Origin of the sequence: Xylella fastidiosa (assembly GCF_011801475.1) — a bacterium.
Taxonomy (GTDB): Bacteria; Pseudomonadota; Gammaproteobacteria; order Xanthomonadales; family Xanthomonadaceae; genus Xylella; species Xylella fastidiosa.
Genome location: NZ_CP044352.1, coordinates 1,034,918 through 1,059,365, shown reverse-complemented (window position 1 = coordinate 1,059,365; position 24,448 = coordinate 1,034,918). Strand labels below are relative to the sequence as shown.

Below are 24,448 nucleotides of genomic sequence, written 5' to 3'. Positions count from 1 at the left end.
TTTTTCCTCAACGCAGCATGATAACCGCAGCCCCTGTTCCCTTACAGCCATCCACCGCCAGTCCATTGCAGCCGCCACGCTGGCAGCAGGTATGGCGGGAGGCAATCCGCGATCCGCGCGAGCTACTTGCATTACTCAAGCTTGATCCGACATCGGTGGGGATGAGTGAGGCGGCGGCGGCACAGTTCCCGCTGCGCGTGCCGCGGGGGTTCGTGACACGGATGCGGGTTGGTGATCTGCATGATCCGCTGTTACGTCAGGTGTTGCCAATGGACGCGGAACAAGATCAGATCGCTGGCTTCGGTGTGGATGCGGTGGGCGATGGTGCAGCCAAACAGGCAACGGGAATCATCCAGAAATATCAAGGGCGCATTCTGCTGATTGCTACTGGAAGTTGCGCGGTGCATTGCCGGTATTGTTTCAGACGGCACTTTCCGTACGCTGAAGACACGGCTTCGCATGATCGCTGGCGGGAAGCGGCAGCGTTCGTCAGGGCTGATCCATCGATTGAGGAAGTTATTTTGTCGGGGGGCGATCCGCTGTCGTTGTCTACCGCTAAGTTGGTGGAATTAACCGACGCGCTGCGCGGCACTCCCCATCTGAAACGCCTGCGCATCCACAGCCGATTGCCGGTGGTGCTCCCTGAGCGGATCGATACACCGCTGCTGGAGTGGCTCAGCGCACTTCCCTGGCCTGTGGCGTTTGTAATTCACGCCAATCACGCTAACGAGTTCGACGCCAGTGTCGATGCCGCTCTGGCGGCGCTGCGCGGTGTTGGAACCCAGTTGCTCAATCAAGCGGTGTTACTGCGCGGGGTCAACGACAATATCAATGCGCTGGCCGCATTAAGTGAACGCAGCTTCGCTGCTGGGGTACTGCCGTACTATCTGCATCAGCTCGACCGCATCGCGGGGACCGCCCACTATGAGGTGGAGGATGCGCGGGCACGGACGCTACACGCGGAGTTAGTTGCGCGGCTATCCGGTTATCTGGTGCCACGCTTCGTGCGTGAGGTCCCTGGTGACAGCAGTAAACGTCCGCTGTAGCCATCTCGGGGAGCTTGAGGGGCGCGGCTCAACGAAGGTCATGCTGTCTGTGACGGTCTCTGTGGTGATCCATGCGCATCACGCTCACCAGATGAAAAACTCCGGGACGCGATGCGATGGTTCAGGTGTCGCGCTGACGTTTCAGCATGACGATACGTTGGACATCGGAGAGTACTCCCCGAAGTAATCTTATTTCTTGCTGGGTTAGTTCGGCCTTGGCAAAGAGGCGACGCAATTTGCGCATTGCCGATTCCGGGGCGCGCCCTTTGTGAAAATCGATCTCATCCAAGGTCTGTTTGAATTGGCCGAATAAACCTTCCAGTTGGGCATGGCTGGCGGGTGTCTTGCGGAATCCTGAGGTTGAATGGAGGGGCGCGGAGGGTGCATCAAGAGATGCCAAACGGATTTCATAGGCCAAGATCTGCACGGCAGCGGCCAGGTTCAATGAGCTAAACAGTGGATCAGCAGGAATATGCACGGCAACATGGCATAGCTGCAGTTCTTCGTTGGTCAGTCCGGTGCGTTCGCGTCCAAACAACAACGCGACTTCACCTGCTGCGTTAATGTTCGTCAGGATCTGGGATGCCGCTGCTGCCGGACGTAGTTCCTCAAAGGCAACACGGCGCGTGCGTGCGGTGCATCCAAGCACAAAGGTGCAATCGGCCACGGCATCGGCCAGAACGGTATGCACGGAGGCGGCCTCCAGGACATCTTCAGCGCCTGCCGAACGCCGGTAAGCATGTTCATCGAGCTGGCATTCGGGCGCAACCAGGACCAAACGCGATATCCCCATCGTCTTCATGGCGCGGGCAGCCGCACCGATGTTGCCTGGATGCTGGGTACCAACAAGGACAAAACGCAGACGCGGGAATGCAAACATGGTGAGGGAGACCAAAGAAGTGTAGTGCTGCATGGTAAACTGCCCGACGGGCGACGCACTGGATTGTTCCTCCCCCTACTCAACCATCCACTCTTCTCACGTGACGAGAGTCTCCAGGCATGCAGAAACCCGCGGTTAACATCATGGTCAAAGCCGCTCGTTCCGCCGGCAACGTCCTATTGCGACACATCAATAAATTAGAAACGCTGCATGTCATCCAAAAAAGCCGTATGGACTATGCCAGCGACGTGGATGAGATGGCTGAAAAGGTCATTGTCAAGGAACTCAAGCGGGCCTATCCGGACTACGGCATCCTCGGCGAGGAAGGGGGACTGCAGGGCAATCATCGAATCATGTGGGTGATTGATCCACTGGACGGCACCAGTAACTATTTGCGTGGTTTCCCGCATTACTGCGTTTCAATCGCGTTGGTCGAAAATGGTGAACCTACAGATGCCGTGATTTTCGATCCGCTGCGCAACGAGCTGTTCACTGCCAGCCGTGGTGCTGGTGCAGTCCTCAATGAACGCAAGATCCGCGTGGCGAACCGTAAAGATTTGAACGGTACGATGCTAAACACGGGTTTCTCACCACGGGAACGCAGCCGTGCTCATGCGCAGTTGAAATGCGTGGATGCGTTGCTGATGCAGGCCGAAGATATCCGCCGTAGCGGTTCGGCCGCTCTGGACTTGGCCTACGTTGCTTGTGGCCGTGCAGATGCTTACTTCGAGGCTGGAATAAAGGTGTGGGATGTGGCTGCGGGAATGTTGTTAGTCCGCGAAGCCGGGGGTTACGTGTGCGACTTCAAGGGTGCTGATGCGCCCCGCATGGATGATAAAGGGCCGGAGAGCTGCCAGTTGATCGCAGGCAATATCAAAGTGGCCCACGCGCTGCAACAAGTCATTGTCAGCAGTGGTTACGGGCGGGAGTTCGATCCGAAGCGCTGAGTCGGTATGGTTCTCTTGGAACGTTTGTAAGGTTGGGATGAAAGATCGTATCGGTGACACAGTCCCTGTTGCGGGGGCAACGTCCTACTGCAAGCTACAGACAGGGGCTAGGGATAAACAGGAACTGCGGATATGCTGGGAGGCTTTTCCATTTCACTCGGCACAGTGCATGTCCTTGTCTGATTTCTATGTCACCGGCACCGATACTGGTATCGGAAAAACCTTTGTCAGTTGTATTTTGCTGCATATGCTGCGCGGGCGCGGGCAACGCGCGGTAGGTATGAAGCCCGTCGCCAGCGGCTGTACGTATAGCGATACTGGGTGGCGGAACGAAGATGCTCTAGCACTGCAAGCAGCCAGCGATCCAACGCCTGCCTACGATCTGATTAATCCGTACGCACTTCCCGCCGCAGTGGCACCCGAGATCGCGGCAATCGAGGCTGGGGTCACTGTGGCGCTAGAACCGTTGAGTGCCTCATTCACTCAGTTACGCGCACAGGCGGATGTGGTGGTGGTCGAGGGAGTGGGTGGCTGGGCTACACCGCTAAACGCCACCTTTGATCAAGCCACCTTGGTACGCGCTTTAGAGATACCCGTCGTGCTGGTCGTCGGGCTGCGTCTGGGCTGTATGAATCACGCGCGCCTGAGTACAGCGGCGATCATGGCTGACGGGCTGCGCTGTATCGGCTGGATCGCTAACACCATTGACCCACACATGGCACGTATTGAAGAGAATCTGGCTCTGTTACGCCAACGCCTGCCAATCCCCTACTGGGGGCACCTACCGCATATCCCCCCAGGGATAAACCCGGCGACATTGGCCACACGGCTACATCCACAGGGGGATTGAACCATTGGCATGCTGTCATGCTAAAGCAGTGTTGCGGGTTGAATCCAAATAGGGATCACGTTGCGATTCGGAAGATCTTGATGCCAACACAGCTAAAAGAAACCGTTCCAAAGGTAATCCGGCACACGATGGCTACCGAGCTACGTTCGGCGGGCGTGGCCGCACAAGACATTCAAGGGATGCTGGGGCACCGTGCCTATGGTGGGACTACGGATGTTTACGCCAAGTACCGGCCTGACTATATGGCCGATGCTGTTCGGGCTATTGATGCGTACATGAGGCGCTTGCGTGTTAGTTGCGTGTCAGTCAATAAACCACAGATTGCGCAACCTATTGATTCTATTGGTGGGCGATGCAGGGTTCGAACCTGCGACCCTTGCCGTGTGAAGGCAATGCTCTACCGCTGAGCTAACCGCCCGTTTGACACTAAGCCGCCGATTATAAATGAACCAAGCAACACATCAAGCACAACAGCAATCACATTGTGTGCGTTGGCTTATCTGAGTTGAACATGCCGGCAAGCAACGTCTCAATGCGATTGCGCACCACTTCCCCTCCTGGACCATCGGGCAGTTGCACACCGATACCCGCAACACGATTGCCTTGGGCTCCAACGGGAGTACACCAGACCACTTTGCCAGCAACCGGTAAGCGCTCGCTGGAATCAGGGAGGGTCAGCAACAAAAATACTTCATTACCAAGGAAATAACGTTTGGGCGTAGGGACGAAAATCGCTCCATTTTGCATATACATCATATAGGCGCTATAGAGCGCCGCCCTGTCTTTCAGGGTGAGCGACAGAATACCCTGGCGCGTACTTGTTGTACTCATCAATACTCCTTACATTCTGCTCAGCATTCCCAGCGGGTGCGCCAAGCTAACAACAATTCAATGACTGCCAGATCGGCACGTACTGTGGTACGGAGCAAATCACGGGTACGGTTGACTGCGTCGAACCAAGTCGCCAGCTTGTGCAAACGTGACGGATCGGTCAAGACAGACGTAGCCTGCATGAAGGCCAGATCAGCCGCATGATACAGGCGCTGTTCGGCCTTGCCGTCAGCAGTCCACTGCTGCGCTAACTTAACTGCACTCATTTGGCCGCTGGCAAGCTGTTCCAACTCAACAGCAACCCTGCGGCGCAATGCCATCCCCTCATCGCACAACCACTGCATAGCCAAACCAGGATGGCCACGTGCCGCATCAAGTGCTTCAACGGCAACCTTCTCAGTGATGCCCTGTGCCACTAACCAGGCCAGCGCTTCGTGCAGCGGCGGCAATTTAAATTCTAAACGCTGGCAACGACTGCGAATGGTCACTGGCAGTCGTGCCGGCTGTGGGCTGATCAACCAGAGATAGCACCCCGAGGCTGGCTCCTCAAGCGTCTTCAGCAATGCATTACACGCAGCGGGGTTGATCGCATCAGCAGGATCAATGATCACCACTTGAGCTTGACCATACTGCGGAGTCAACACCAGCTTCTCAGAGAGGTCACGTATCTGTTCGATCACGATTTCGGTACGCAGCTTGTCTGCCGTCTTCGTCGGAATAAACGAGACCAAATGGAGATCAGGATGGGTACCGGCAGTGATCAATTGACCACAACGCTGGCGTGCAACTTCTGTCAGTCCCTTGCCAAGGACAGTATCAGCAAAAGCAAGCGCAACCGCACGTTGCCCTAATCCTTCAGGACCGCACAGTAATAAGCCATGCCCAAGGTGGCCAGCATCCAACGCCGCTACCATCTGATCGTAAGCACGCTGCTGCCAAGGGGTAAGTGCCGATATCATCCATGAATTGCCTAGGCAATCAACACCATTCATTGCCGCTCCTTCGTTTTGCTTTCGCGTTCACGAAGGCGTTGCAAGTAACGCGCCACCGCCGCGTTATGCTGCTGCAGTGATGAGGAAAACGTATGTCCGCCACTCCCATCGCCAAGGGCAACAAAATACAGCGCGTCGCCCAATGCAGGACGCGTCACAGCACGCAATGCATCCTGGCCAGGCATTGAAATTGGAGTCGGCGTCAATCCGGTGTGGACGTAAGTGTTATAAGGGGTGGGGGTCTTTAAATCACGCTTGCGGATATTACCGTCGTAAATGCTGCCCAGCCCATAGATCACCGTCGAATCTGCCTGTAATCGCATCCCTAGCGCAATGCGGTGCAGAAACACTCCAGCAATCTTCGGTCGCTCGGTAGACAAGGCACTTTCTTTCTCCACAATCGAAGCAAGAATCAGCGCCTCATCAGGAGTATGCAACTTCAGTGCCGGATCACGCGCCGCCCACGTCTCGGCAAGCGCCTTTTGCATCGCTCCATGGGCACGACGCAAAACGTCCAAGTCGCTGTCTCCACGTTGGTACAAATAGGTCTCAGGCAAAAAACGCCCTTCCGGATGTTCACCCGGGAAACCCAATTGAGCCATTAATGTCGCATCGTCCAGCATGCCTGCACGATGCACCAAAGGGGTAGCTTGGCGCAACGCAGCACGCAGCTGACGAATGTTCCAACCCTCAACGATAGTGAAGCGGTAATGCTCACCCTTGCCATGACGCATACGCTGTAGCAAATCATGTGGAGAAACCGCAGGCACCAATGCGTAATCGCCGAACTTCAAATTACCGGCAGCACCTACCTGATATGCCAATAGTTGCCACTCCAAGTCACTACCGCTTTGAACCCCAGCCTTACGTAATTTAAGCAAGACCGTATGCAGAGAATCACCACGTGCAATCTCCACACTAGGCGCGCTCGCACTGAGCGGGGTATGCGCAAAATGCTGATAATGCTCGTAATACTTCCAGCCTGGCACATAATGCTTTAAATCCGGCCGTGCAATGAGTCCCAGTAAAACGATCAACACCAACATCATCGGTGCCACCAGCACGACTAGACATCCGCGTTTGCGTCCCACCAAGTCCACCTCGTCAAGCCTTCAAGGCCAGACAGCATAACGCGGGTATCAGCATCACCGAAAACTAACGTTCAGATGACATGCAGGGCGCGCAGTACGCCAGTGGCCTTGGCACGGGTCTCATCCAGCTCACGCTCAGGCAGTGAATTGATCACGATGCCGGCACCGTTACGGAAACGTACAGTCACACCGTCAATCTCAGCGGTGCGAATTAAAATGTTCAGGTCCAAATCACCATCACAATTGAGCCATCCAAAGGCACCAGTGTAGGCACCGCGTGCCACCTGCTCGAGCTGGGCAATGATCTGCATGCAACGCACCTTCGGACAACCAGTGATTGTCCCCCCCGGAAACACGGCGCGAATGATCTCCCCTGGGGTCCTGCCCGTAGGCAACCAGCCACGCACATTACTGACGATATGATGGACATGCGCATAGCTTTCCACCGTCATCAACTCATCGACCTCAACGGTCCCAGGCAAACACACTCTCCCTAAATCGTTACGCTCTAAGTCAATCAACATCACATGTTCAGCACGCTCCTTAGGATGATTCACCAGTTCGCGGATGCGTGCTGCGTCATCGTCACCGACAAAACGTGGCCGGGTACCAGCAATCGGACGCGTCTGAATGCGCCCTCCTTGCACCGAAATCAACCGCTCTGGTGAGGAGCTCACCACAGCTCGGCCATGAGCCACAAACAATCCCGAGAAAGGCGCAGGATTGGCTAAACGCAAACGCATGTACAACGCTGCTGGATCAAGTGCAGTGGCAAAGCGAGCTTCCCAAAGGCGTGAGATATTTGCCTGGAACACGTCTCCCTCACGAAGGTAATCCAGCACACGCTCTGCATTGGCAATAAACTGCGACGGCTCATCCTCAGTCACGGCCACTGGAGATCGCCAAACCGGCAATGGCGGCAACAAGGCAACAGCAGCTAAATCCGCCTCAATCACGTCCAGTAAATGCTCATTTCCCAGCTCAGCGACAATCAAAAAAACACCACTGTGGCGGTCACGTAATACCGCTGCCGGACAACGCAACGCTAACGCCATAGGCAAACCATCAGTACGCACTGGCAATTTCAACACTGGCTCAACCTGCGCAGCCAGTTCATAGTCAAGAAGTAAAGCCCAACCGCCACGGAATGGAGGAGCATCCTCACACGTATCACGCAGCACGTACTCAGTGCTCCACACTGCATCCAATACCTGCAAAAAGTCTCCGGACAGCGCCCTGCCCTGAGCATCGCGTGTTACACCATCGGAATCCAAACGGAAGAAACGACCATCTGTATGCAACAACACATCCCAACGACTCTGCTGAGTACCAGAAGCAGTAGATTCAAAAAGCGCCGGATAACGCTCCGGTGCCAACCGGTGCATGGACAATAAATCCGGATCCGTACGCAGAAATCGAATGAGTGTCATTAGTCTAGACTGGATTCAGATCAGCTGCGAAGCATAGGGAAGGCACGTTGAGTCTCTCCGCCTACATAGAAACATAGCGAGGCGCCATGCCATCGGAAAAGCGCCGCTGCAACGTCACCAAAACAGCGATGGATAAAACACATTTTTACACAGTATAAAGGGCGCATCGCTCAACCATGCGCCCCTCTCAAACGTGTCAAGGCAAACAGGAAACCATCATATACGCTTGAACACTAATGTGCCGTTAGTACCACCAAAACCAAAACCGTTTGAAACCACCACATCCAGTTTGGCCTCACGCGCCACATGCGGCACGTAATCAAGATCACAGCCTTCGTCTGGTTCTTCGAGATTAATCGTCGGCGGAACGATGCCAGTATGCAACGCCATCACTGAGAAAATTGCTTCCACACCACCGGCCGCACCGAGTAGATGTCCGGTCATTGATTTGGTCGAGCTAACCATCACTTTGTAGGCATGATCTCCTAATACCGTTTTGATCGCGTTGGTTTCGCACAGATCGCCCAAAGGAGTTGAGGTACCGTGTGCATTGAGATAATCAATTTGCTCCGGAGTGACCTTCGCATCCTGCAACGCTATACGCATACAACGCGCTGCACCTTCACCATCCTCGACCGGCATCGTCATGTGGAAGGCATCGGAAGTGGCGCCGAAACCAGCCAATTCAGCATAGATGCGTGCGCCTCGCGCTTTAGCATACTCATACTCTTCCAGCACTAGAATGCCGGCACCATCACCAAGCACAAAGCCATCGCGCCCCTTGTCCCACGGCCGCGAAGCGCCGGTTGGATCATCGTTACGCGTAGACATCGCCCTCATCGCACAAAAGCCACCAATCGCAGTTGGCGAAGAAGCGCGCTCAGAACCACCAGCCAACATAACATCAGCATCACCATACTGGATCATGCGCATTGCCATACCAATGGAGTGGTTTGAAGTCGCGCAGGCAGATACCGCAGAGAACGTCGGGCCTTTCAAGCCTTTCAAAACACTCAACTGTCCTGGCAGCATGTTGATGATCGTCGCTGGCACATAGAAAGGAGATATCTTGCGTGCGCCCCCCTCATAGAGCTTGATGGTCTGCTCTTCAATGCCAAACACGCCACCAATACCAGAACCAATCAAGGCACCAACACGCTCAGCATTGATCTCATTGATCTCTAAACCAGCATCATCCAGCGCCATAAACGCTGCGCCTATACCATAGTAAATGAACGAATCCATTTTCTTCGCATCCTTCGCGGATACGAACTTCGTTGGATCGAATCCCTTGATTTCGCCAGCAATCTGAGTGGGGAACTTAGAAGCATCAATCTGGACGATGGGAGCGATACCCGAACGTCCGTGAACGATGCCATCCCAACTTGTGGTCAAATCATTGCCCAACGGCGACACCATCCCCATCCCAGTAACGACAACCCGACGATTCATTACAGATCTCCTGACCAAGGATTCTTACTATTTGGAACGATTACAAACTTCATTCTTACTTATTTACAAGCGTTGTAATAAAAACAGGGCCGCAGCAGCGGCCCCATGCAGATGACGCAGACACAACGCACGCGTTGTCAGCACCGAAACAGCGGATTAGCACTTAGCATTACTCTTAATGTAGTCGATAGCATGTTGCACCGAAGTCATCTTCTCAGCAGCCTCGTCACCGATCTCACATTGGAACTCGTCTTCCAGGGCCATCACCAACTCGACGGTATCCAACGAATCCGCACCCAGTTCATCGACGAACGTCGAGGTATTAGTTACTTTTTCTTCATCGACATTGAGTTTCTCGGCGACAATTTTTCTGACGCGCGCTTCGATGTCACTCATTGGCTTATCACTCCGCAAAAATCTATAAATTAAGACGTTTCATAAAGCCATCAAACCACGATGGGCCATGTTGGATAGTGTAATGGAAGCAGCGAAACCATGCACCGCTGCATAATCACAATCCAATCAATAAAAATAAAATAGTAGACACAACCCGGATACGCACCGAGTCACGGCATATACATACCACCGTTGACATGTAATGTCTCACCAGTAATGTAGCGTGCTGCTGGGGCAGCCAGAAAAGCGACCGCGTTCGCAATATCCACCGGATCACCTAAATGACCAAGCGGGACGTGGTTAAGGATATCATTGCGTACACCCTCAGACAGCACACGAGTCATGTCGGTATCGATAAACCCCGGAGCGACCACATTGACAGTGATCCCACGTGGGCCAACTTCCTTAGCCAGTGACTTGGTAAACCCAATCACACCAGCTTTGGCCGCAGCATAGTTTGCCTGACCGGCATTACCAGTCACGCCAACAACCGAAGCAATGTTGATGATACGGCCCTTGCGCGCCTTCATCATGTTGCGAACCACCGCCCTGCTGGTACGAAAAATACTGCTCAGATTAGTGTCAACAATGGACTCCCAATCCTCATCCTTCATCCGCATCAACAGATTGTCTCGTGTGATACCAGCATTATTAACCAGAATCGAAACCGAACCGAATTGTTCAGCAATCTCCTCTACCAATGCACCAACTGCAGCAGTATCGGTCACATCCAGAGCGCGACCATGACCACCCAGCAAGGCCAAACGATCACCAATTAACTGCGCACCAGAAGCAGACGTTGCCGTACCAATCACGGTAGCCCCATGATCAGCCAAAAGATCAGCCACTGCAGCGCCGATGCCACGGCTAGCACCAGTCACTAACGCAACCTCACCCTGTAAGGGTTTGTTCATTGTTTCAGTTCCTCAAATGAGTGGATAACACCGCATAACGGCAACAAAGAACTTAAGAGCAAGCCCTGAAACTGAAACTACACCAACCATTTTCATTAGAAAACAATTCAAAAAACCCACTCGTCCAAGACATCAGAGAACCCCGTTGGAGTCGCCAACGAACGCACATCCAATGTTTTATCGATACGCCTAATGAGTCCCATAAGCACCTTACCAGGACCACATTCAGCGATATGTACCACACCACACGTAGCCAACTCTCTCACACAATCCGTCCACTGAACTGGCAGATAAAGCTGCTTGACCAGAGCCTCACGGATCGCTTCAACACCGTCATGCACTCTGCCATCAACATTCTGCACTACCGGAATCTGCGGCACCTTCCAAACCAACCCAAGCATCGCCTCAGCGAGACGATGCGCAGCATCACGCATTAGTGGCGTATGCGACGGCACACTCACTGCCAACTTGACTGTTTTAGACACACCACGTTCTGCCAACAACACCAGCGCACGATCAACCGCCGTGGCATGACCACCAATCACCACCTGCACCGGCGAATTAAAATTGGCTGGGACGACAATCTCGCTTCCCGCAACCTGCGCACAAACCTCAGCCACCAAAGCATCCTCAGCACCCAGGACCGCGGCCATCGCACCGACACCCACAGCAACCGCATCCTGCATTAACTGACCGCGCAACCTTACCAAATAAGCACCATCCTTCAATGACAATGCACCAGCCGCTACCAAAGCGCTGTACTCCCCCAAACTGTGACCAGCAAACAGATCCGGTGCACGGCCACCGCGAGCCTGCCAAAGCCGCCATAGCGCCACACTGGCGGCCAACAACGCTGGCTGAGTGTACTCAGTACGGTTCAACATCTCCTCAGGCCCACGTTGCGACAACGTCCAAAGATCCACACCAGCTCCCTCAGATGCCTCAGCGAAAGTATCGAGAATCTCCGGATAGAGCACAGCAAACTCGGAAAGCATGCCAAGAGACTGAGAACCCTGACCTGGAAAAACGAAAGCGAAAATAGACTCTGTCACGGGCATCATGGATCAAAAGTAAAGACAAGCTCCGATCATACGGGCAAAACCATCACATCGCCTGTACCGACACGTATGCATCAACCGGATAAAACACGAAAACCACTCATCACACACGCACCTAACACATCATCCACCTGCAGCACCCAGGATCGGAAGCCACCGTATCGAACACCTACGGTATACATTCAAAAAGAGCGTGAGGAATGCACACATCGTCCACACACCCAGCACGATGCAACATCTCAAGTACACGCATAGCGACAGTTTCGAGATTGACAAACCGAGGGATGCGCTTTTGAAAGTTCTACCCAAACAAACCAACAACCAGACAAGGCCCTCACGTCTTGCCCCCATTGCAACATCCCACACAAATGTACTACGCCGGCTACATACGCAATCGCGATGTAGCCAGGAATGCAATTGAACCAGTGCGTTACACTTACGCATCCAAACATATTTAACGCTTAGCGCATGCGCGCGCGAAGCCCTGGGAATACTAATGAACCGGTTGAAAGAAGCACTGCACAACGATCCAAACCCGCTAGAAACCCAGGAATGGCTCGAATCGATCAAGGCCGTCATCGACATCGCCGGTCCCGAACGTGCACACCAATTACTGGAAGGAGTCGCCGAACAGATTCACCGTACTGGCACCAACCTACCCTTCTCCCCCATCACCGAATACGTCAACACAATTCCCACAGCCGACGAAGCCAAAAACCCCGGCGACCCCGCATTAGAACGCAGCATCCGCTCCATCATCCGTTGGAATGCGATGGCGACCGTCGTACGCGCCAATCGCAAGCCTGGCGACCTCGGCGGCCACATCGCCTCCTTCGCATCTTCAGCCACACTCTACGACGTCGGATTCAACCACTTCTGGCGCGCACCCAGCCCCCAACATCCTGGCGACCTGTTATACATCCAAGGTCATAGCTCCCCGGGCATCTATGCACGCGCCTTCCTCGAAGGCCGGATCAGCGAAAGCCAACTCGACCACTTCCGTATGGAAGTCGATGGCAAAGGCATCTCCTCTTACCCCCACCCCTGGCTGATGCCGCAATTCTGGCAGACACCCACCGTATCAATGGGCCTGGGTCCACTGAGTGCCATCTACCAAGCCCAATTCATGAAATACCTGGAACACCGCGGCCTGATCGCCCCATCCGACCGCAAAGTATGGTGCTTCATCGGCGATGGCGAAAGCGATGAACCAGAAACATTAGGCGCCATTGCACTCGCCGGCCGCGAAGGCTTAGACAACTTGATCTTTGTAGTCAATTGCAACCTGCAACGGCTAGATGGCCCTGTCCGTGGCAACGGCAAAATTATCCAAGAACTGGAAGGCGTCTTCCGCGGCGGTGGCTGGAATGTCATCAAACTACTGTGGGGAGCGCACTGGGACCCACTCCTGGCCCAAGACACCCAAGGCGTGCTGCGCAAACTGATGATGGAAACCGTCGATGGCGAATACCAAAACTGCAAAGCATTCGGTGGCGAATACACCCGTAAACACTTCTTCGATAAGTACCCAGAAACGGCTGCGATGGTCGCCCACCTATCCGATAACGACATCTGGCGCCTCAACCGTGGCGGCCACGACCCACACAAGATTTATGCTGCCTACCATCGCGCGGTCAACACCCAAGGCATGCCTACCGTCATCCTAGCCAAGACCGTCAAAGGCTACGGCATGGGGACCGCCGGCGAATCACTGAACCCCACACATCAAACCAAAAAGCTGGACCACGACGCAATCAAACACTTCCGTGACCGATTCAACATCCCAATCAGCGACCAACAATTGGACGCAGCGGATCAAATTCCGTTCTACCACCCTGGCCCGGATTCGCCGGAAATAAAGTACATGCTTGCCCGCCGTGAAGCCTTGGGCGGCTTCCTCCCGCAACGTCGCACCAAATCCAGCAAATCATTCATCGTCCCTGGCCTAGACAAGTACGAACGCCTCCTCACCTCAAGCGGCGAACGCACCTACTCTACAACCATGGCGTTTGTACAAAGCCTCAACATCACCCTACGCGACAAAGCACTCGGTCCCCACATCGTACCGATCGTCGCCGACGAAGCACGCACCTTCGGTATGGAAGGCCTCTTCCGCCAGATCGGCATCTATGCCCCATTCGGCCAAAAATACAAACCAGTCGACGCCGATCAATTGATGTACTACCGCGAAGATGAATCCGGCCAAGTACTGCAACAAGGCATCACCGAACCTGGAGCAATCGCCTCATGGATGGCTGCCGGCACCAGCTACTCCGTGTCTGATGTCCCCATGCTGCCGTTTTACATCTACTACTCCATGTTTGGCTTCCAACGCATCGGCGATATCGCCTGGCAAGCCGCAGACATGCGCACCCGCGGCTTCCTACTTGGAGGCACTGCTGGCCGCACCACATTGAACGGCGAAGGCCTACAACACGAAGATGGCCACAGCCATCTGATGGCCGGTGCAATCCCCAACGTACGCAGCTACGACCCCACCTTTGGTTACGAAGTCACCGTGATCCTGCAACATGGCATGAAAGCAATGATGCAAGACCAAATCGACGAGTACTACTACCTAACCTTGATGAACGAAAACTACGCCCATCCGGACATGCCAGCCGGCGCAGAACAAGGCATCATCAAAGGCATGTACCTGCTCAAAGACGCCGGAAAACCAAAAAAAGGCGAACTGCGCGTGCAATTACTGGGTTCAGGCACCATCTTGCGCGAAGCTATTGCTGCTGCCGAATTACTCCATCAAGATTTTGGTATCACTGCCGATATCTGGTCCTGCCCCAGCTTTAGCGAATTACGCAAAGATGGCTTTGATGCAGAACGATGGAACCGCCTCCATCCAGACAACCAACCGCGTACACCCTACGTCACCCAACAACTGGAAAACCGTCAGGGACCGGCCATTGCCGCAACAGATTACGTACGTCTGTTCGCCGACCAAATCCGTGCTTTTGTACCGATGCACTACACCGTCCTTGGCACCGATGGCTTCGGGCGCAGCGATACCCGCAGCAACCTGCGCCGCTTCTTCGAAGTGGACCGCTACTTTATCGCCCACGCCGCGATTGCCGCATTAGCCAAAGAAGGCAAAATGACCGGGAAAGACGTTGCACGTGCCATTGAGCAATACAACATCAATCCGGAGAAACTAAACCCAGTAGACACCTGAGGTCTTGCCAAAGTAAACACCCTCAACCGTGCTGGATTGAACCACATCACCACCCACCCCTAACATCCTGTGAAACGTTGCAGAAAACTCACAATGATGAGTTACTGCCGATACATTCGCATACCCATGTCTCAAGTGTTGATGACAATCCCTCGCAATCGGTGCATCGCGAGGGATGCCATTCATACCATCCACGCAGACCAACACTACAAAAGCAATCACCGAAACGGACCGAACACATGGCTGCGCCCTTAATAAAGGGCACATCATTCTCATTGCATTGACATTGCATCACGGCGACCACCCACGCACCTGCGTATAACGGCGCAATAACATGTATCGGCCATCCCAACACAACAGGCCCCGCAACTGCGGGGCCTGGCAACACAACAACAGATCACATACTCACACAATCGAACTGGCGACCAACCTGGGCAACTCCTTGTGATCACGCACACTGGCTTGCGTCGTCGTCACCGCAGGGGACAGCGCCATCGCCGCAATCAAACGCTCCACCTCACCGGACAGCACCGTCCCATCCTGGAACACCAACGATTCCACCTGATGCGCCGCCGCACTGAACCAACCCGCCACAGTCACCTGATCCTCACTCCCATTGAACAGGATAGACAGATCATCACCTGAGCGCGTAAAACACGCCTCTTCCCGATGCAGCCCCTCACCAAAGACGAGTTTGTCATCACCGCTTTGCTCAATGATCGTGTCGTGGCCGTCTCCTTGATTAAATAGGTATGTGTCCGCAAAGGCGCTGCCATACAACGTGTCATCACCGGTGCCACCGTTCAGTACGTTATCTGCGGACCAATACGACACTTTCAGGACATCATTACCAGCGCCGCCCTCTAGGCGGTTGCTGCCTTCGCCGCCGTCTAGGACGTCATCGCCAGCACCGCCCAGCAGAATATCCTTGCCTTGCCAGCCCTTGAGGGTGTCATTGCCCAAGGTGCCCAGCGTGATGAGGCCCATGCTGCTCAAGGTTTCCGGGGTCCAGAGCGTTCCATCGGCAAAGACGATCTGTTCAATATCGGCGCTGTAGTTACGCCGACCCTCGGCAGTCAACCAGTCTTTCAAACGGATGCTGTCGTGGCCGTTACCCAGGTCCAGCACCACATCTTGCCCTTGGCGCAGTAACCGGACATCAGCGGCTGCAATGCCCTCACCAAAGACGAGTTTGTCATCACCGCTTTGCTCAATGATCGTGTCGTGGCCGTCTCCTTTGTTGAATAGATACGTATCCGCAAAGGCGCTGCCATACAACGTGTCATCACCGCTGCCACCGTTCAGCACGTTATCTGCGGACCAATACGACACTTTCAGGACATCGTTACCGGCGCCGCCTTCTAGGCGGTTGCTGCCTTCGCCGCCGTCTAGGACGTCATCGCCATCGCCGCCCAGCAGAATATCCTTGCCTTGCCAGCCCTTGAGGGTGTCATTGCCGGAGGTGCCCAGCGTGGTGAGGCCCATGCTGCTCAAGGTCTCTGGAGTCCAGAGCGTTCCATCGGCAAAGACGATCTGTTCAATATCGGCGCTATGGTTGCGGGTGCCATTGGAAGTCAACCAGTCCTTCAAGCGGATGCTGTCGTGGCCGTTGCCCAGGTCCAGCACCACGTCTTGCCCTTGGCGCAGTAACCGGACATCAGCGGCTGCAATGCCCTCACCAAAGACGAGTTTGTCATCACCGCTTTGCTCAATGATCGTGTCGTGGCCGTCTCCTTTGTTGAATAGATACGTATCCGCAAAGGCGCTGCCATACAACGTGTCATCGCCGGTACCACCGTTCAGCACGTTATCTGCGGACCAATACGATACTTTCAGTACATCGTTACCGGCGCCGCCTTCTAGGCGGTTGCTGCCTTCGCCGCCGTCTAGGACGTCATCGCCAGCACCACCCAGCAGCAGATCATTGCCGCCACCGCCGTAGAGGGTGTCATCTCCATCACCACCCAACAAACTATCCCGGACGTCAATGCCCTTCAGAATGTCATTGCCGGAAGTGCCCAGCGTCGTCAGACCCAGCGTGCTCAAGGTCTCTGGAGTCCAGAGCGTTCCATCGGCAAAGACGATCTGTTCAATATCGGCGCTATGGTTGCGGGTGCCATTGGAAGTCAACCAGTCCTTCAAGCGGATGCTGTCGTGGCCGTTGCCCAGGTCCAGCACCACGTCTTGCCCTTGGCGCAGTAACCGGACATCAGCGGCTGCAATGCCCTCACCAAAGACGAGTTTGTCATCACCGCTTTGCTCAATGATCGTGTCGTGGCCGTCTCCTTTGTTGAATAGATACGTATCCGCAAAGGCGCTGCCATACAACGTGTCATCGCCGGTACCACCGTTCAGCACGTTATCTGCGGACCAATACGATACTTTCAGTACATCGTTACCGGCGCCGCCTTCTAGGCGGTTGCTGCCTTCGCCGCCGTCTAGGACGTCATCGCCAGCACCACCCAGCAGCAGATCATTGCCGCCACCGCCGTAGAGGGTGTCATCTCCATCACCACCCAACAAACTATCCCGGACGTCAGTGCCCTTCAGAATGTCATTGCCGGAAGTGCCCAGCGTCGTCAGACCCAGCGTGCTCAAGGTCTCTGGAGTCCAGAGCGTTCCATCGGCAAAGACGATCTGTTCAATATCGGCGCTATGGTTGCGGGTGCCATTGGAAGTCAACCAGTCCTTCAAGCGGATGCTGTCGTGGCCGTTGCCCAGGTCCAGCACCACGTCTTGCCCTTGGCGCAGTAACCGGACATCAGCGGCTGCAATGCCCTCACCAAAGACGAGTTTGTCATCACCGCTTTGCTCAATGATCGTGTCGTGGCCGTCTCCTTTGTTGAATAGATACGTATCCGCAAAGGCGCTGCCATACAACGTGTCATCGCCGGTACCACCGTTCAGCACGTTATCTGCGGACCAATACGATACTTTCAGTACATCGTTACCGGCGCCGCCTTCTAGGCGGTTGCTGCCTTCGCCGCCGTCTAGGACGTCATCGCCAGCACCACCCAGCAGCAGATCATTGCCGCCACCGCCGTAGAGGGTGTCATCTCCATCACCACCCAACAAACTATCCCGGACGTCAGTGCCCTTCAGAATGTCATTGCCGGAAGTGCCCAGCGTCGTCAGACCCAGCGTGCTCAAGGTCTCTGGAGTCCAGAGCGTTCCATCGGCAAAGACGATCTGTTCAATATCGGCGCTATGGTTGCGGGTGCCATTGGAAGTCAACCAGTCCTTCAAGCGGATGCTGTCGTGGCCGTTGCCCAGGTCCAGCACCACGTCTTGCCCTTGGCGCAGTAACCGGACATCAGCGGCTGCAATGCCCTCACCAAAGACGAGTTTGTCATCACCGCTTTGCTCAATGATCGTGTCGTGGCCGTCTCCTTTGTTGAATAGATACGTATCCGCAAAGGCGCTGCCATACAACGTGTCATCACCGCTGCCACCGTTCAGCACGTTATCTGCGGACCAATACGACACTTTCAGTACATCGTTACCGGCGCCGCCTTCTAGGCGGTTGCTGCCTTCGCCGCCGTCTAGGACGTCATCGCCATCGCCGCCCAGCAGAATATCCTTGCCTTGCCAGCCCTTGAGGGTGTCATTGCCCAAGGTGCCCAGCGTGGTGAGGCCCATGCTGCTCAAGGTCTCCGGAGTCCAGAGCGTTCCATCGGCAAAGACAATCTGTTCAATATCGGCGCTATGGTTGCGGGTGCCATTGGAAGTCAACCAGTCCTTCAAACGGATGCTGTCGTGGCCGTTCCCCAGGTCCAACACCACATCTTGCCCTTGGCGTAGTAACCGGACATCAGCGGCAAGAATCCCCTCACCAAAGACGAGTTTGTCATCACCGCTTTGCTCAATGATCGTGTCGTGGCCGTCTCCTTGATTAAATAGGTATGTGTCCGCAAAGGCGCTGCCATACAACGTGTCATCGCCGGTGCCACCGTTCAGTACGTTATCTGCGGACCAATACGACACTTTCAGGACATCATTACCAGCGCCGCCTTCTAGGCGGTTGCTGCCCATGCCGCCGTCTAGGACGTCATCGCCATCGCCGCCGTAGAGGGTATCGTTGCCCGCACCGCCTTCCAGGGTGTCGTCTCCATCACCGCCGGAGAGCAGATCATCACCGCCGCCGCCCCGCAGGAGATTGGCACCCGCATCGCCAAACAGCAGATCTGTGGCGTCACTGCCTTCGGCATTTCCAGAAATAAAGCGAATGCCCACATCGGCCAGGGCCTGCCTCCCATCAGGTGTTGCTGCGGCCCGGTCGATCATGTGGCGTAAGGCATCGAAGGGTTTCCAGCCGCTCGCCGCTACGGCGTTACTGCCATAGCGGTACAGGTCCATGACATCCTGAAGCGCTTGGGTTTTGTTGTGCTGCCAGGTGTGATCTAGCTTGGCCTCTAGGGCGGACGCATCCCATCCAAAGGCATCATTGCTGTAGGTCAGGGTGAGTCCAGACAGGTAATCACTCAACCGGGTGCCGAGGACCAGTCCGGCATAGGCAGATTCTTTCAGGCTGGCGTAGGCGCTCATCAAGCTATTGATCTGCTCCGGCTGGAGCAGGATGCTCATCACGTCTTCGCTGTGTCCGTCAGGATGGATGACACGGTTCCAGGTGAAGGTTTCGCCCCCTGTGGACACCTGGCCATTGCGTTCGCTGACCAAGCTGGAGCCGTTGAACTTCTCCAAGATGGCGATGATCGGGCCGAGTTGGGCGTGCTGCTGCTGTATCCAGGCTTGCACTGCCTCCTTCCCCTGGGCGGTCACGGCAGCGGGAACGGCACCATGGTAATAGACGGTACGGGGCACCGCTCCGGAGGTCTCCAAGCGCTGCTCGGTGCTAGGCATGGCCGAGGTGCCGGCCCAGAGGGCGAGAAGCGGATCCAACGCGGTGCGCATGGTGTCGCGGGTAGTGCCGGGTGTCAACGCCTGAACAGCCGCCAATAAGGCGGGCGACAGGCTGGCGGCCTCTTGCAGATCGCGCACCGCACCGCTGCCTGTCAAATGTGGCAAGGCCGCAGCGGCATCCGTGACGGTCACCTGCTCTTTAGCGCCGCTGTAATCGCGGTAGAAGTGCTCAAGACCTAATTGCAGGTCGCCCACCACGCCGGTACGGCCATCGGTACGGGTGTAGGTACCGCGGTTGTCAATGAGGTTACCGTTGCCTAAGTCCACATCCTCTGTGTTGGTGGGGGTCAGCGTGATGGAGGCAATGCCTAGGCTGGAGAGGGTGAACAGCTCGTTGGCCTGGGACTGGCCATCTTGGTTGAGATCGCGCCAGACGCGCACGTCCGTAAAGCGGGCGTCGGCGGCATCGAAGAGGCCATCACCGTTGCTGTCCAGGTCGCGCAGTGCCTCAAAACCGGAGGTGGCTTTGTGACCGTTGGCTAGCACGGTATCGGCACCGAATAATTCACTGCCATCATCAATACGTCCGTTGCCGTTGCGGTCCAGCACCAAGAAGCCGTCATCGGGCTTCACCCAGCCGCTGGCGTGTTTAATGCCGTCGCCGTCGTGATCAAACAGGATATGTTTACCCGCGGCCACGGTTTCGATGCCGTCACCGTCCAAGTCCAGGACTAGCGGGTCGCGACGCGGGGTGAAACGGCGGATTTGATCAAAGAGATCTTTGAATGTTTCTTTGCTTTTATTCTCGATGCTTTCCCACCATGCCTGTGGTATCAAGTATTCGGCAGTCAATTGCACGAGAGTAGCGGCCAAACCAGCTGCAACCGCAGCACCAAGTCCAGTAGCTCCAATAGCCGCTGCTCCAAGCCCTACTAAGGACCCAGCGGCCAATCCAATAGCGATGATACCTAACGCTTTTGCAACATCGCCGGGACCGCCAAACATGAGAGCATTGCCGATGCCCGCCAGATCACCCGCAATCCCTGCATATTTCAAGGCATTGCGCAGTGCTGGACTGGCCTCGATTAATGCGGAATATCCTGATCTTGCCCGATCATAATGTGAATTAAGTATCGCCTGGGCGCTATCTGTCTTCAGCGATAAATCCCGCGTCTGGTAAGCCGCTCCTAGTGCCGCATCGGCATACATATCCCTCAAGACAGCATTTCCAGCACGATTGGCTCTATCCGAATACGCCCAGTACAGATCGGCCTGATGCTGATGTGCAGCCACCAAAGATTGAATGATGGCTTTTTGCGGATCCATACTCCGGATCATTATGGAATACTGATTCTGGTACTCCTGCGTAAAGGCAATAACCCCAGTTGCATAGGCTGAACTGAAATTATTTATATTATTGTAATCAACTAGATCAGATGCGGCTTTACCTGCCGTATTGTCACTCATGACGATAACACTCCTCATTAAAGCCTGTTAGAAATTAAACGCAACGTTAAATATGATGCGCCATAAATCATTGTACAAAAACAAAAAACAAGCCCCCCATATAGCATGCAGAAACCCCAATGCCACCTCATAAGTGAGAAAATCCTTGCCCGAGAAAAACTTGAATATTCAAGAAAAGAAGGCTTGACTTCACCAAAAACAATCACCCCAAGAGCAATGATTATCAACCACCACGAAGGAACGATGATCATCATTTTTATAAAAGACGTACTCTGGTAATTCACTTGCGAAAATATCCACAAAAACGCAAGAGGTGACATGAGCCAATAGAGGAGCACGGTCAGAGAATATCCCTCGGCACTACCAAATGCCGCGCGACACGCTGTTTCCCATGACAACACAAAACCAATATTGGTCACCCCGATCAATATCGCGATTTTACTGACAATCATCGGCAAGAAGAAAAACACCACAAGAACAGAACGAGAATGCGCAGCAATATATTCTTTATATTCTTTGAGTTTAATGTTCAAAACACGCTCCAAAGATGTAAGGTTCATCATGAAAGAATCTCAACACACTCCGTGGTGTCTTTCTGTCAATAAACATACTAAATAGATTCCTTCGGAGTGATCTAGGCACTCCTCAAAGCGCTGGTTTGATGCAGTGATACGCTGGGGCAGCGTTGTACGTTGATGTAGCGGGGGTGATGCGGTAGTGCAGGTGATCGGCCAAGCCGCTGCAACGACACAGGGTGCGGTGATGAATGAGGGCGCCGTTGCCTGGGTGTGGCGGGGTGTCTGCTTGAGTTCCATCTCCATAGCGGGTGACTCAGTTCCTTATCGGTTCAATTGCGTTATTTCTATCACACTTTTTTGTTTGTGCCCAACCATTGGGTGATTTTTATCTCACCCATCACCTAACGTGCAGGAGTGTGGCAACGCGAGCAGTGTGGGTGCCGTCTACGTCATTGCAAACTTGCTGCAACAGAGTGCCAGTGTACGCAGGCCTGGTGATGTGAATGATATTTACTGATCGTTCGTCTCAGTCCGCTTCATCAAGGTTGTCACACGAGCATTTAGCATCTTCTGATACTCCTCTATAGTAGAACATCAAAAGACAGTTCTTTATTCCCTCATAAGGCACTTTCAGAGAGCAGCTCAAAGAAGCTGCATTTTTGTTCTCATCAATGATTTTAAACGTCATTGTCTCTACCTTTTTCGATTTAAATACGCCATGAAAATAATTTAAATAAATTTCAGTGGGGCCAACGGTAAATTCTTTCAATCCAACAGATCTATCATCTGCCAATACCTCCTTGATATAGATAGAATGATTCGTTAAATTTTTGATACTAAGATAATATGTATTACCCTGGAGTTTTAAATAGATCACAAAGAGGGCGAGAAGGAAGGCTGGAAGAACAACCAATACCACGAAGAGTATTATTAAAGCTCTTAATTTTGTCATACGCATGCGGGTGCATATCCATACTCACGCTCACTCCCATCGGGCAAGGTAATCACAATGAAAGTATGTGGAATACCATCTTGACCACCAACATCATACTTAATCTGAACAGATATATTATTACTCATCATAAATCCTTTCTATAATATGGGGACACAAAAATCATCTTATAAATATTTTCCATCTCATCTTTCGTTTTATTGTAAAATGAGATCATCACTGTTGTATGCATGCCAATTTCTTCTTTCCTTTTCAAAATTGCCTTTTCGATCAACGATGGATTAACCTTCTTTGAGCCAACATAAAAATTAAGATACACTCTTTTCTCATTTCCATCCCAAAATACAAGACATTTATTCCTGCAATCCATATTAGTTTGGCAGAGCCCAGTCTCTGCCAAAGCATCATGGGCTGCCATGTTGATTTCACCTGAACCTTCTACCGAATTCATACCACACCCTGAAAGCAAACTACCTCCTGCAACAAGAATAGATAAAATAAAAATTTTTCTTAAGCGTCGAATAAACATTATAGATACCCACATTAAAGATTTAATTTACTATCTTTCATACTCTTGAATAAATGCCAAAGACCCAGCTTTCAATACTTCGCTCCACTCATTGAAAGTACTGTCATCCATCTGATGAGATGTTGCTTTACCTGTATCTTCCGTATTATTACTCATGACGCTATCACTCCTATTAAAGTCTCTTAAAAATTAAACGCAACGTTAAAGATAATGTGCAATACCAAATTGCAACACACATAAAAACAAGCATCGCGTATATCATACAAAAACCAAAATGCGATTCCCCCAATGAGAAAAATAGTTGACCTGAAAATCGTCTTCCCACAGTATAAGCTGATGCCTTAGTAAGATAGTCAACAGACATATTTTCAATCATGCCACCTCCACAAATAATTGACAGAAACCATGCTGCAGGAAGCAGAATAATCGCTTTTCTCAAAGACATACCTGGGTAATTCGCTTGTGAATGTAACCACAAAAACGCAAGAGGCGACATCACCCAATACATCACCATTGTCAGGGTATACCCCTCGGCACCGCCGAATGCCGTCCGATAAGATATTTCCCATGGGGAAACAAAACCAATATTGGCCACCCCGATCAATATTGCGATTTTACTGACAATCATCGGCAAGAAGATAAATACTCCAATAACATAATAATGATGCGCAGCAATATATTCTTTATATTCTTTGAGTTTAATGTTCAAAACACGCTCCAAAGATGTAAGGTTCACCATGAAAGAATCTCAACACACTCCGTGGTGTCTTTCTGTCAATAAACATACTAAATAGATTCCTTCGGAGTGATCTAGGCACTCCTCAAAGCGCTGGTTTGATGCAGTGATGCGCTGGGGCAGCGTTGTACGTTGCTGTAGCAGGGGTGATGCGGTAGTGCAGGGATCGGCCAAGCCGCTGCAACGACACAGGGTACGGTGATGAATAAGGGCGCCGTTGCCTGGGTGTGGCGGGGTGTCTGCTTGAGTTCCATCTCCATAGCGGGTGACTCAGTTCCTTATCGGTCCATATTCTGATGTTTATCACACTTT

General features: G+C 53.3%; 21 protein-coding genes and 1 tRNA gene. 4 read left to right on the top strand and 18 right to left on the bottom strand.

The window, feature by feature from the left end; genetic code table 11:
* The first annotated feature begins 17 nt into the window (after positions 1 to 17).
* Positions 18 to 1,046: an EF-P beta-lysylation protein EpmB gene (gene epmB / locus F7G16_RS04600; RefSeq protein WP_004088503.1), complete on the top strand. Its 1,029-nt coding sequence runs from the start codon at positions 18 to 20 to the stop codon at positions 1,044 to 1,046.
* 121 nt (positions 1,047 to 1,167) lie between these two features.
* Here epmB and F7G16_RS04595 read toward each other — a convergent pair whose 3' ends face one another.
* Positions 1,168 to 1,959: an RNA methyltransferase gene (locus F7G16_RS04595; protein ID WP_012382688.1), complete on the bottom strand. Its 792-nt coding sequence runs from the start codon at positions 1,957 to 1,959 to the stop codon at positions 1,168 to 1,170.
* 86 nt (positions 1,960 to 2,045) lie between these two features.
* On the opposite strand from F7G16_RS04595, the gene F7G16_RS04590 reads away from it, so the two are divergent.
* Both F7G16_RS04590 and bioD read left to right on the top strand, forming a co-directional pair.
* On the top strand, positions 2,046 to 2,873 hold the full coding sequence (locus F7G16_RS04590) for an inositol monophosphatase family protein (protein ID WP_004088505.1): 828 nt from the start codon (positions 2,046 to 2,048) through the stop codon (positions 2,871 to 2,873).
* A gap of 169 nt (positions 2,874 to 3,042) precedes the next feature.
* Positions 3,043 to 3,723 (top strand): dethiobiotin synthase, encoded by a 681-nt coding sequence (bioD, locus tag F7G16_RS04585; RefSeq protein ID WP_004088506.1) that lies wholly within the window; start codon positions 3,043 to 3,045, stop codon positions 3,721 to 3,723.
* Between the two features lie 343 nt (positions 3,724 to 4,066).
* Here the strand turns inward: bioD and F7G16_RS04575 are convergent.
* The 9 genes from F7G16_RS04575 to fabD all read right to left on the bottom strand — a co-directional run bounded on the left by F7G16_RS04575 (position 4,067) and on the right by fabD (position 11,881).
* A tRNA-Val gene (locus F7G16_RS04575) sits at positions 4,067 to 4,141 on the bottom strand.
* A gap of 59 nt (positions 4,142 to 4,200) precedes the next feature.
* Positions 4,201 to 4,554, bottom strand: coding sequence for a PilZ domain-containing protein (locus tag F7G16_RS04570; protein ID WP_004083467.1), 354 nt, complete (start codon positions 4,552 to 4,554; stop codon positions 4,201 to 4,203).
* A 20-nt stretch (positions 4,555 to 4,574) separates the two neighbouring features.
* On the bottom strand, positions 4,575 to 5,513 hold the full coding sequence (locus tag F7G16_RS04565) for a DNA polymerase III subunit delta' (protein WP_038231774.1): 939 nt from the start codon (positions 5,511 to 5,513) through the stop codon (positions 4,575 to 4,577).
* Positions 5,514 to 5,542: 29 nt separating this feature from the next.
* The gene (gene mltG, locus F7G16_RS04560; protein ID WP_004088511.1) at positions 5,543 to 6,595 is read right to left on the bottom strand and encodes an endolytic transglycosylase MltG; all 1,053 of its coding nucleotides are present in this window, start codon (positions 6,593 to 6,595) and stop codon (positions 5,543 to 5,545) included.
* Positions 6,596 to 6,708: 113 nt separating this feature from the next.
* Positions 6,709 to 8,067: an aminodeoxychorismate synthase component I gene (locus F7G16_RS04555; RefSeq protein ID WP_038233144.1), complete on the bottom strand. Its 1,359-nt coding sequence runs from the start codon at positions 8,065 to 8,067 to the stop codon at positions 6,709 to 6,711.
* A gap of 216 nt (positions 8,068 to 8,283) precedes the next feature.
* Positions 8,284 to 9,519 (bottom strand): beta-ketoacyl-ACP synthase II, encoded by a 1,236-nt coding sequence (gene fabF, locus F7G16_RS04550; RefSeq protein WP_027700286.1) that lies wholly within the window; start codon positions 9,517 to 9,519, stop codon positions 8,284 to 8,286.
* 156 nt (positions 9,520 to 9,675) lie between these two features.
* Entirely contained in the window at positions 9,676 to 9,915 is a 240-nt protein-coding gene (gene acpP / locus F7G16_RS04545; protein ID WP_004083472.1) for an acyl carrier protein, read from the bottom strand.
* 170 nt (positions 9,916 to 10,085) lie between these two features.
* Positions 10,086 to 10,829 (bottom strand): 3-oxoacyl-ACP reductase FabG, encoded by a 744-nt coding sequence (gene fabG / locus F7G16_RS04540; protein WP_004083473.1) that lies wholly within the window; start codon positions 10,827 to 10,829, stop codon positions 10,086 to 10,088.
* Positions 10,830 to 10,936: 107 nt separating this feature from the next.
* Positions 10,937 to 11,881 carry an ACP S-malonyltransferase gene (fabD, locus tag F7G16_RS04535; RefSeq protein ID WP_014607396.1) on the bottom strand — a complete coding sequence of 315 codons (945 nt, stop codon included), beginning with the start codon at positions 11,879 to 11,881 and terminating at the stop codon, positions 10,937 to 10,939.
* Between the two features lie 502 nt (positions 11,882 to 12,383).
* Here fabD and aceE point away from each other — a divergent pair.
* Positions 12,384 to 15,074, top strand: a complete 2,691-nt coding sequence (aceE, locus tag F7G16_RS04530) for a pyruvate dehydrogenase (acetyl-transferring), homodimeric type (protein WP_004088516.1) — start codon at positions 12,384 to 12,386, stop codon at positions 15,072 to 15,074.
* Positions 15,075 to 15,479: 405 nt separating this feature from the next.
* Here the strand turns inward: aceE and F7G16_RS04525 are convergent, their stop codons facing one another.
* From F7G16_RS04525 to F7G16_RS04495, 8 genes are all read right to left on the bottom strand, one after another.
* Positions 15,480 to 21,401, bottom strand: a complete 5,922-nt coding sequence (locus F7G16_RS04525; protein WP_167405109.1) for a calcium-binding protein — start codon at positions 21,399 to 21,401, stop codon at positions 15,480 to 15,482.
* Positions 21,402 to 21,418: 17 nt separating this feature from the next.
* On the bottom strand, positions 21,419 to 21,964 hold the full coding sequence (locus tag F7G16_RS04520) for a hypothetical protein (protein ID WP_011098139.1): 546 nt from the start codon (positions 21,962 to 21,964) through the stop codon (positions 21,419 to 21,421).
* Between the two features lie 9 nt (positions 21,965 to 21,973).
* Entirely contained in the window at positions 21,974 to 22,222 is a 249-nt protein-coding gene (locus F7G16_RS04515; RefSeq protein WP_004088653.1) for a hypothetical protein, read from the bottom strand.
* 223 nt (positions 22,223 to 22,445) lie between these two features.
* The gene (locus F7G16_RS04510; RefSeq protein WP_004088654.1) at positions 22,446 to 22,877 is read right to left on the bottom strand and encodes a hypothetical protein; all 432 of its coding nucleotides are present in this window, start codon (positions 22,875 to 22,877) and stop codon (positions 22,446 to 22,448) included.
* Between the two features lie 121 nt (positions 22,878 to 22,998).
* Entirely contained in the window at positions 22,999 to 23,400 is a 402-nt protein-coding gene (locus tag F7G16_RS04505) for a hypothetical protein (protein ID WP_004088655.1), read from the bottom strand.
* A gap of 30 nt (positions 23,401 to 23,430) precedes the next feature.
* A complete protein-coding gene (locus F7G16_RS12525) occupies positions 23,431 to 23,556 on the bottom strand; it encodes a hypothetical protein (RefSeq protein ID WP_012382697.1) in 126 nt (41 codons plus the stop codon).
* Between the two features lie 16 nt (positions 23,557 to 23,572).
* Entirely contained in the window at positions 23,573 to 24,139 is a 567-nt protein-coding gene (locus F7G16_RS04500; RefSeq protein ID WP_004088656.1) for a hypothetical protein, read from the bottom strand.
* Positions 24,140 to 24,210: 71 nt separating this feature from the next.
* Positions 24,211 to 24,396, bottom strand: coding sequence for a hypothetical protein (locus F7G16_RS04495; RefSeq protein WP_225621627.1), 186 nt, complete (start codon positions 24,394 to 24,396; stop codon positions 24,211 to 24,213).
* Positions 24,397 to 24,448: the final 52 nt, after the last annotated feature.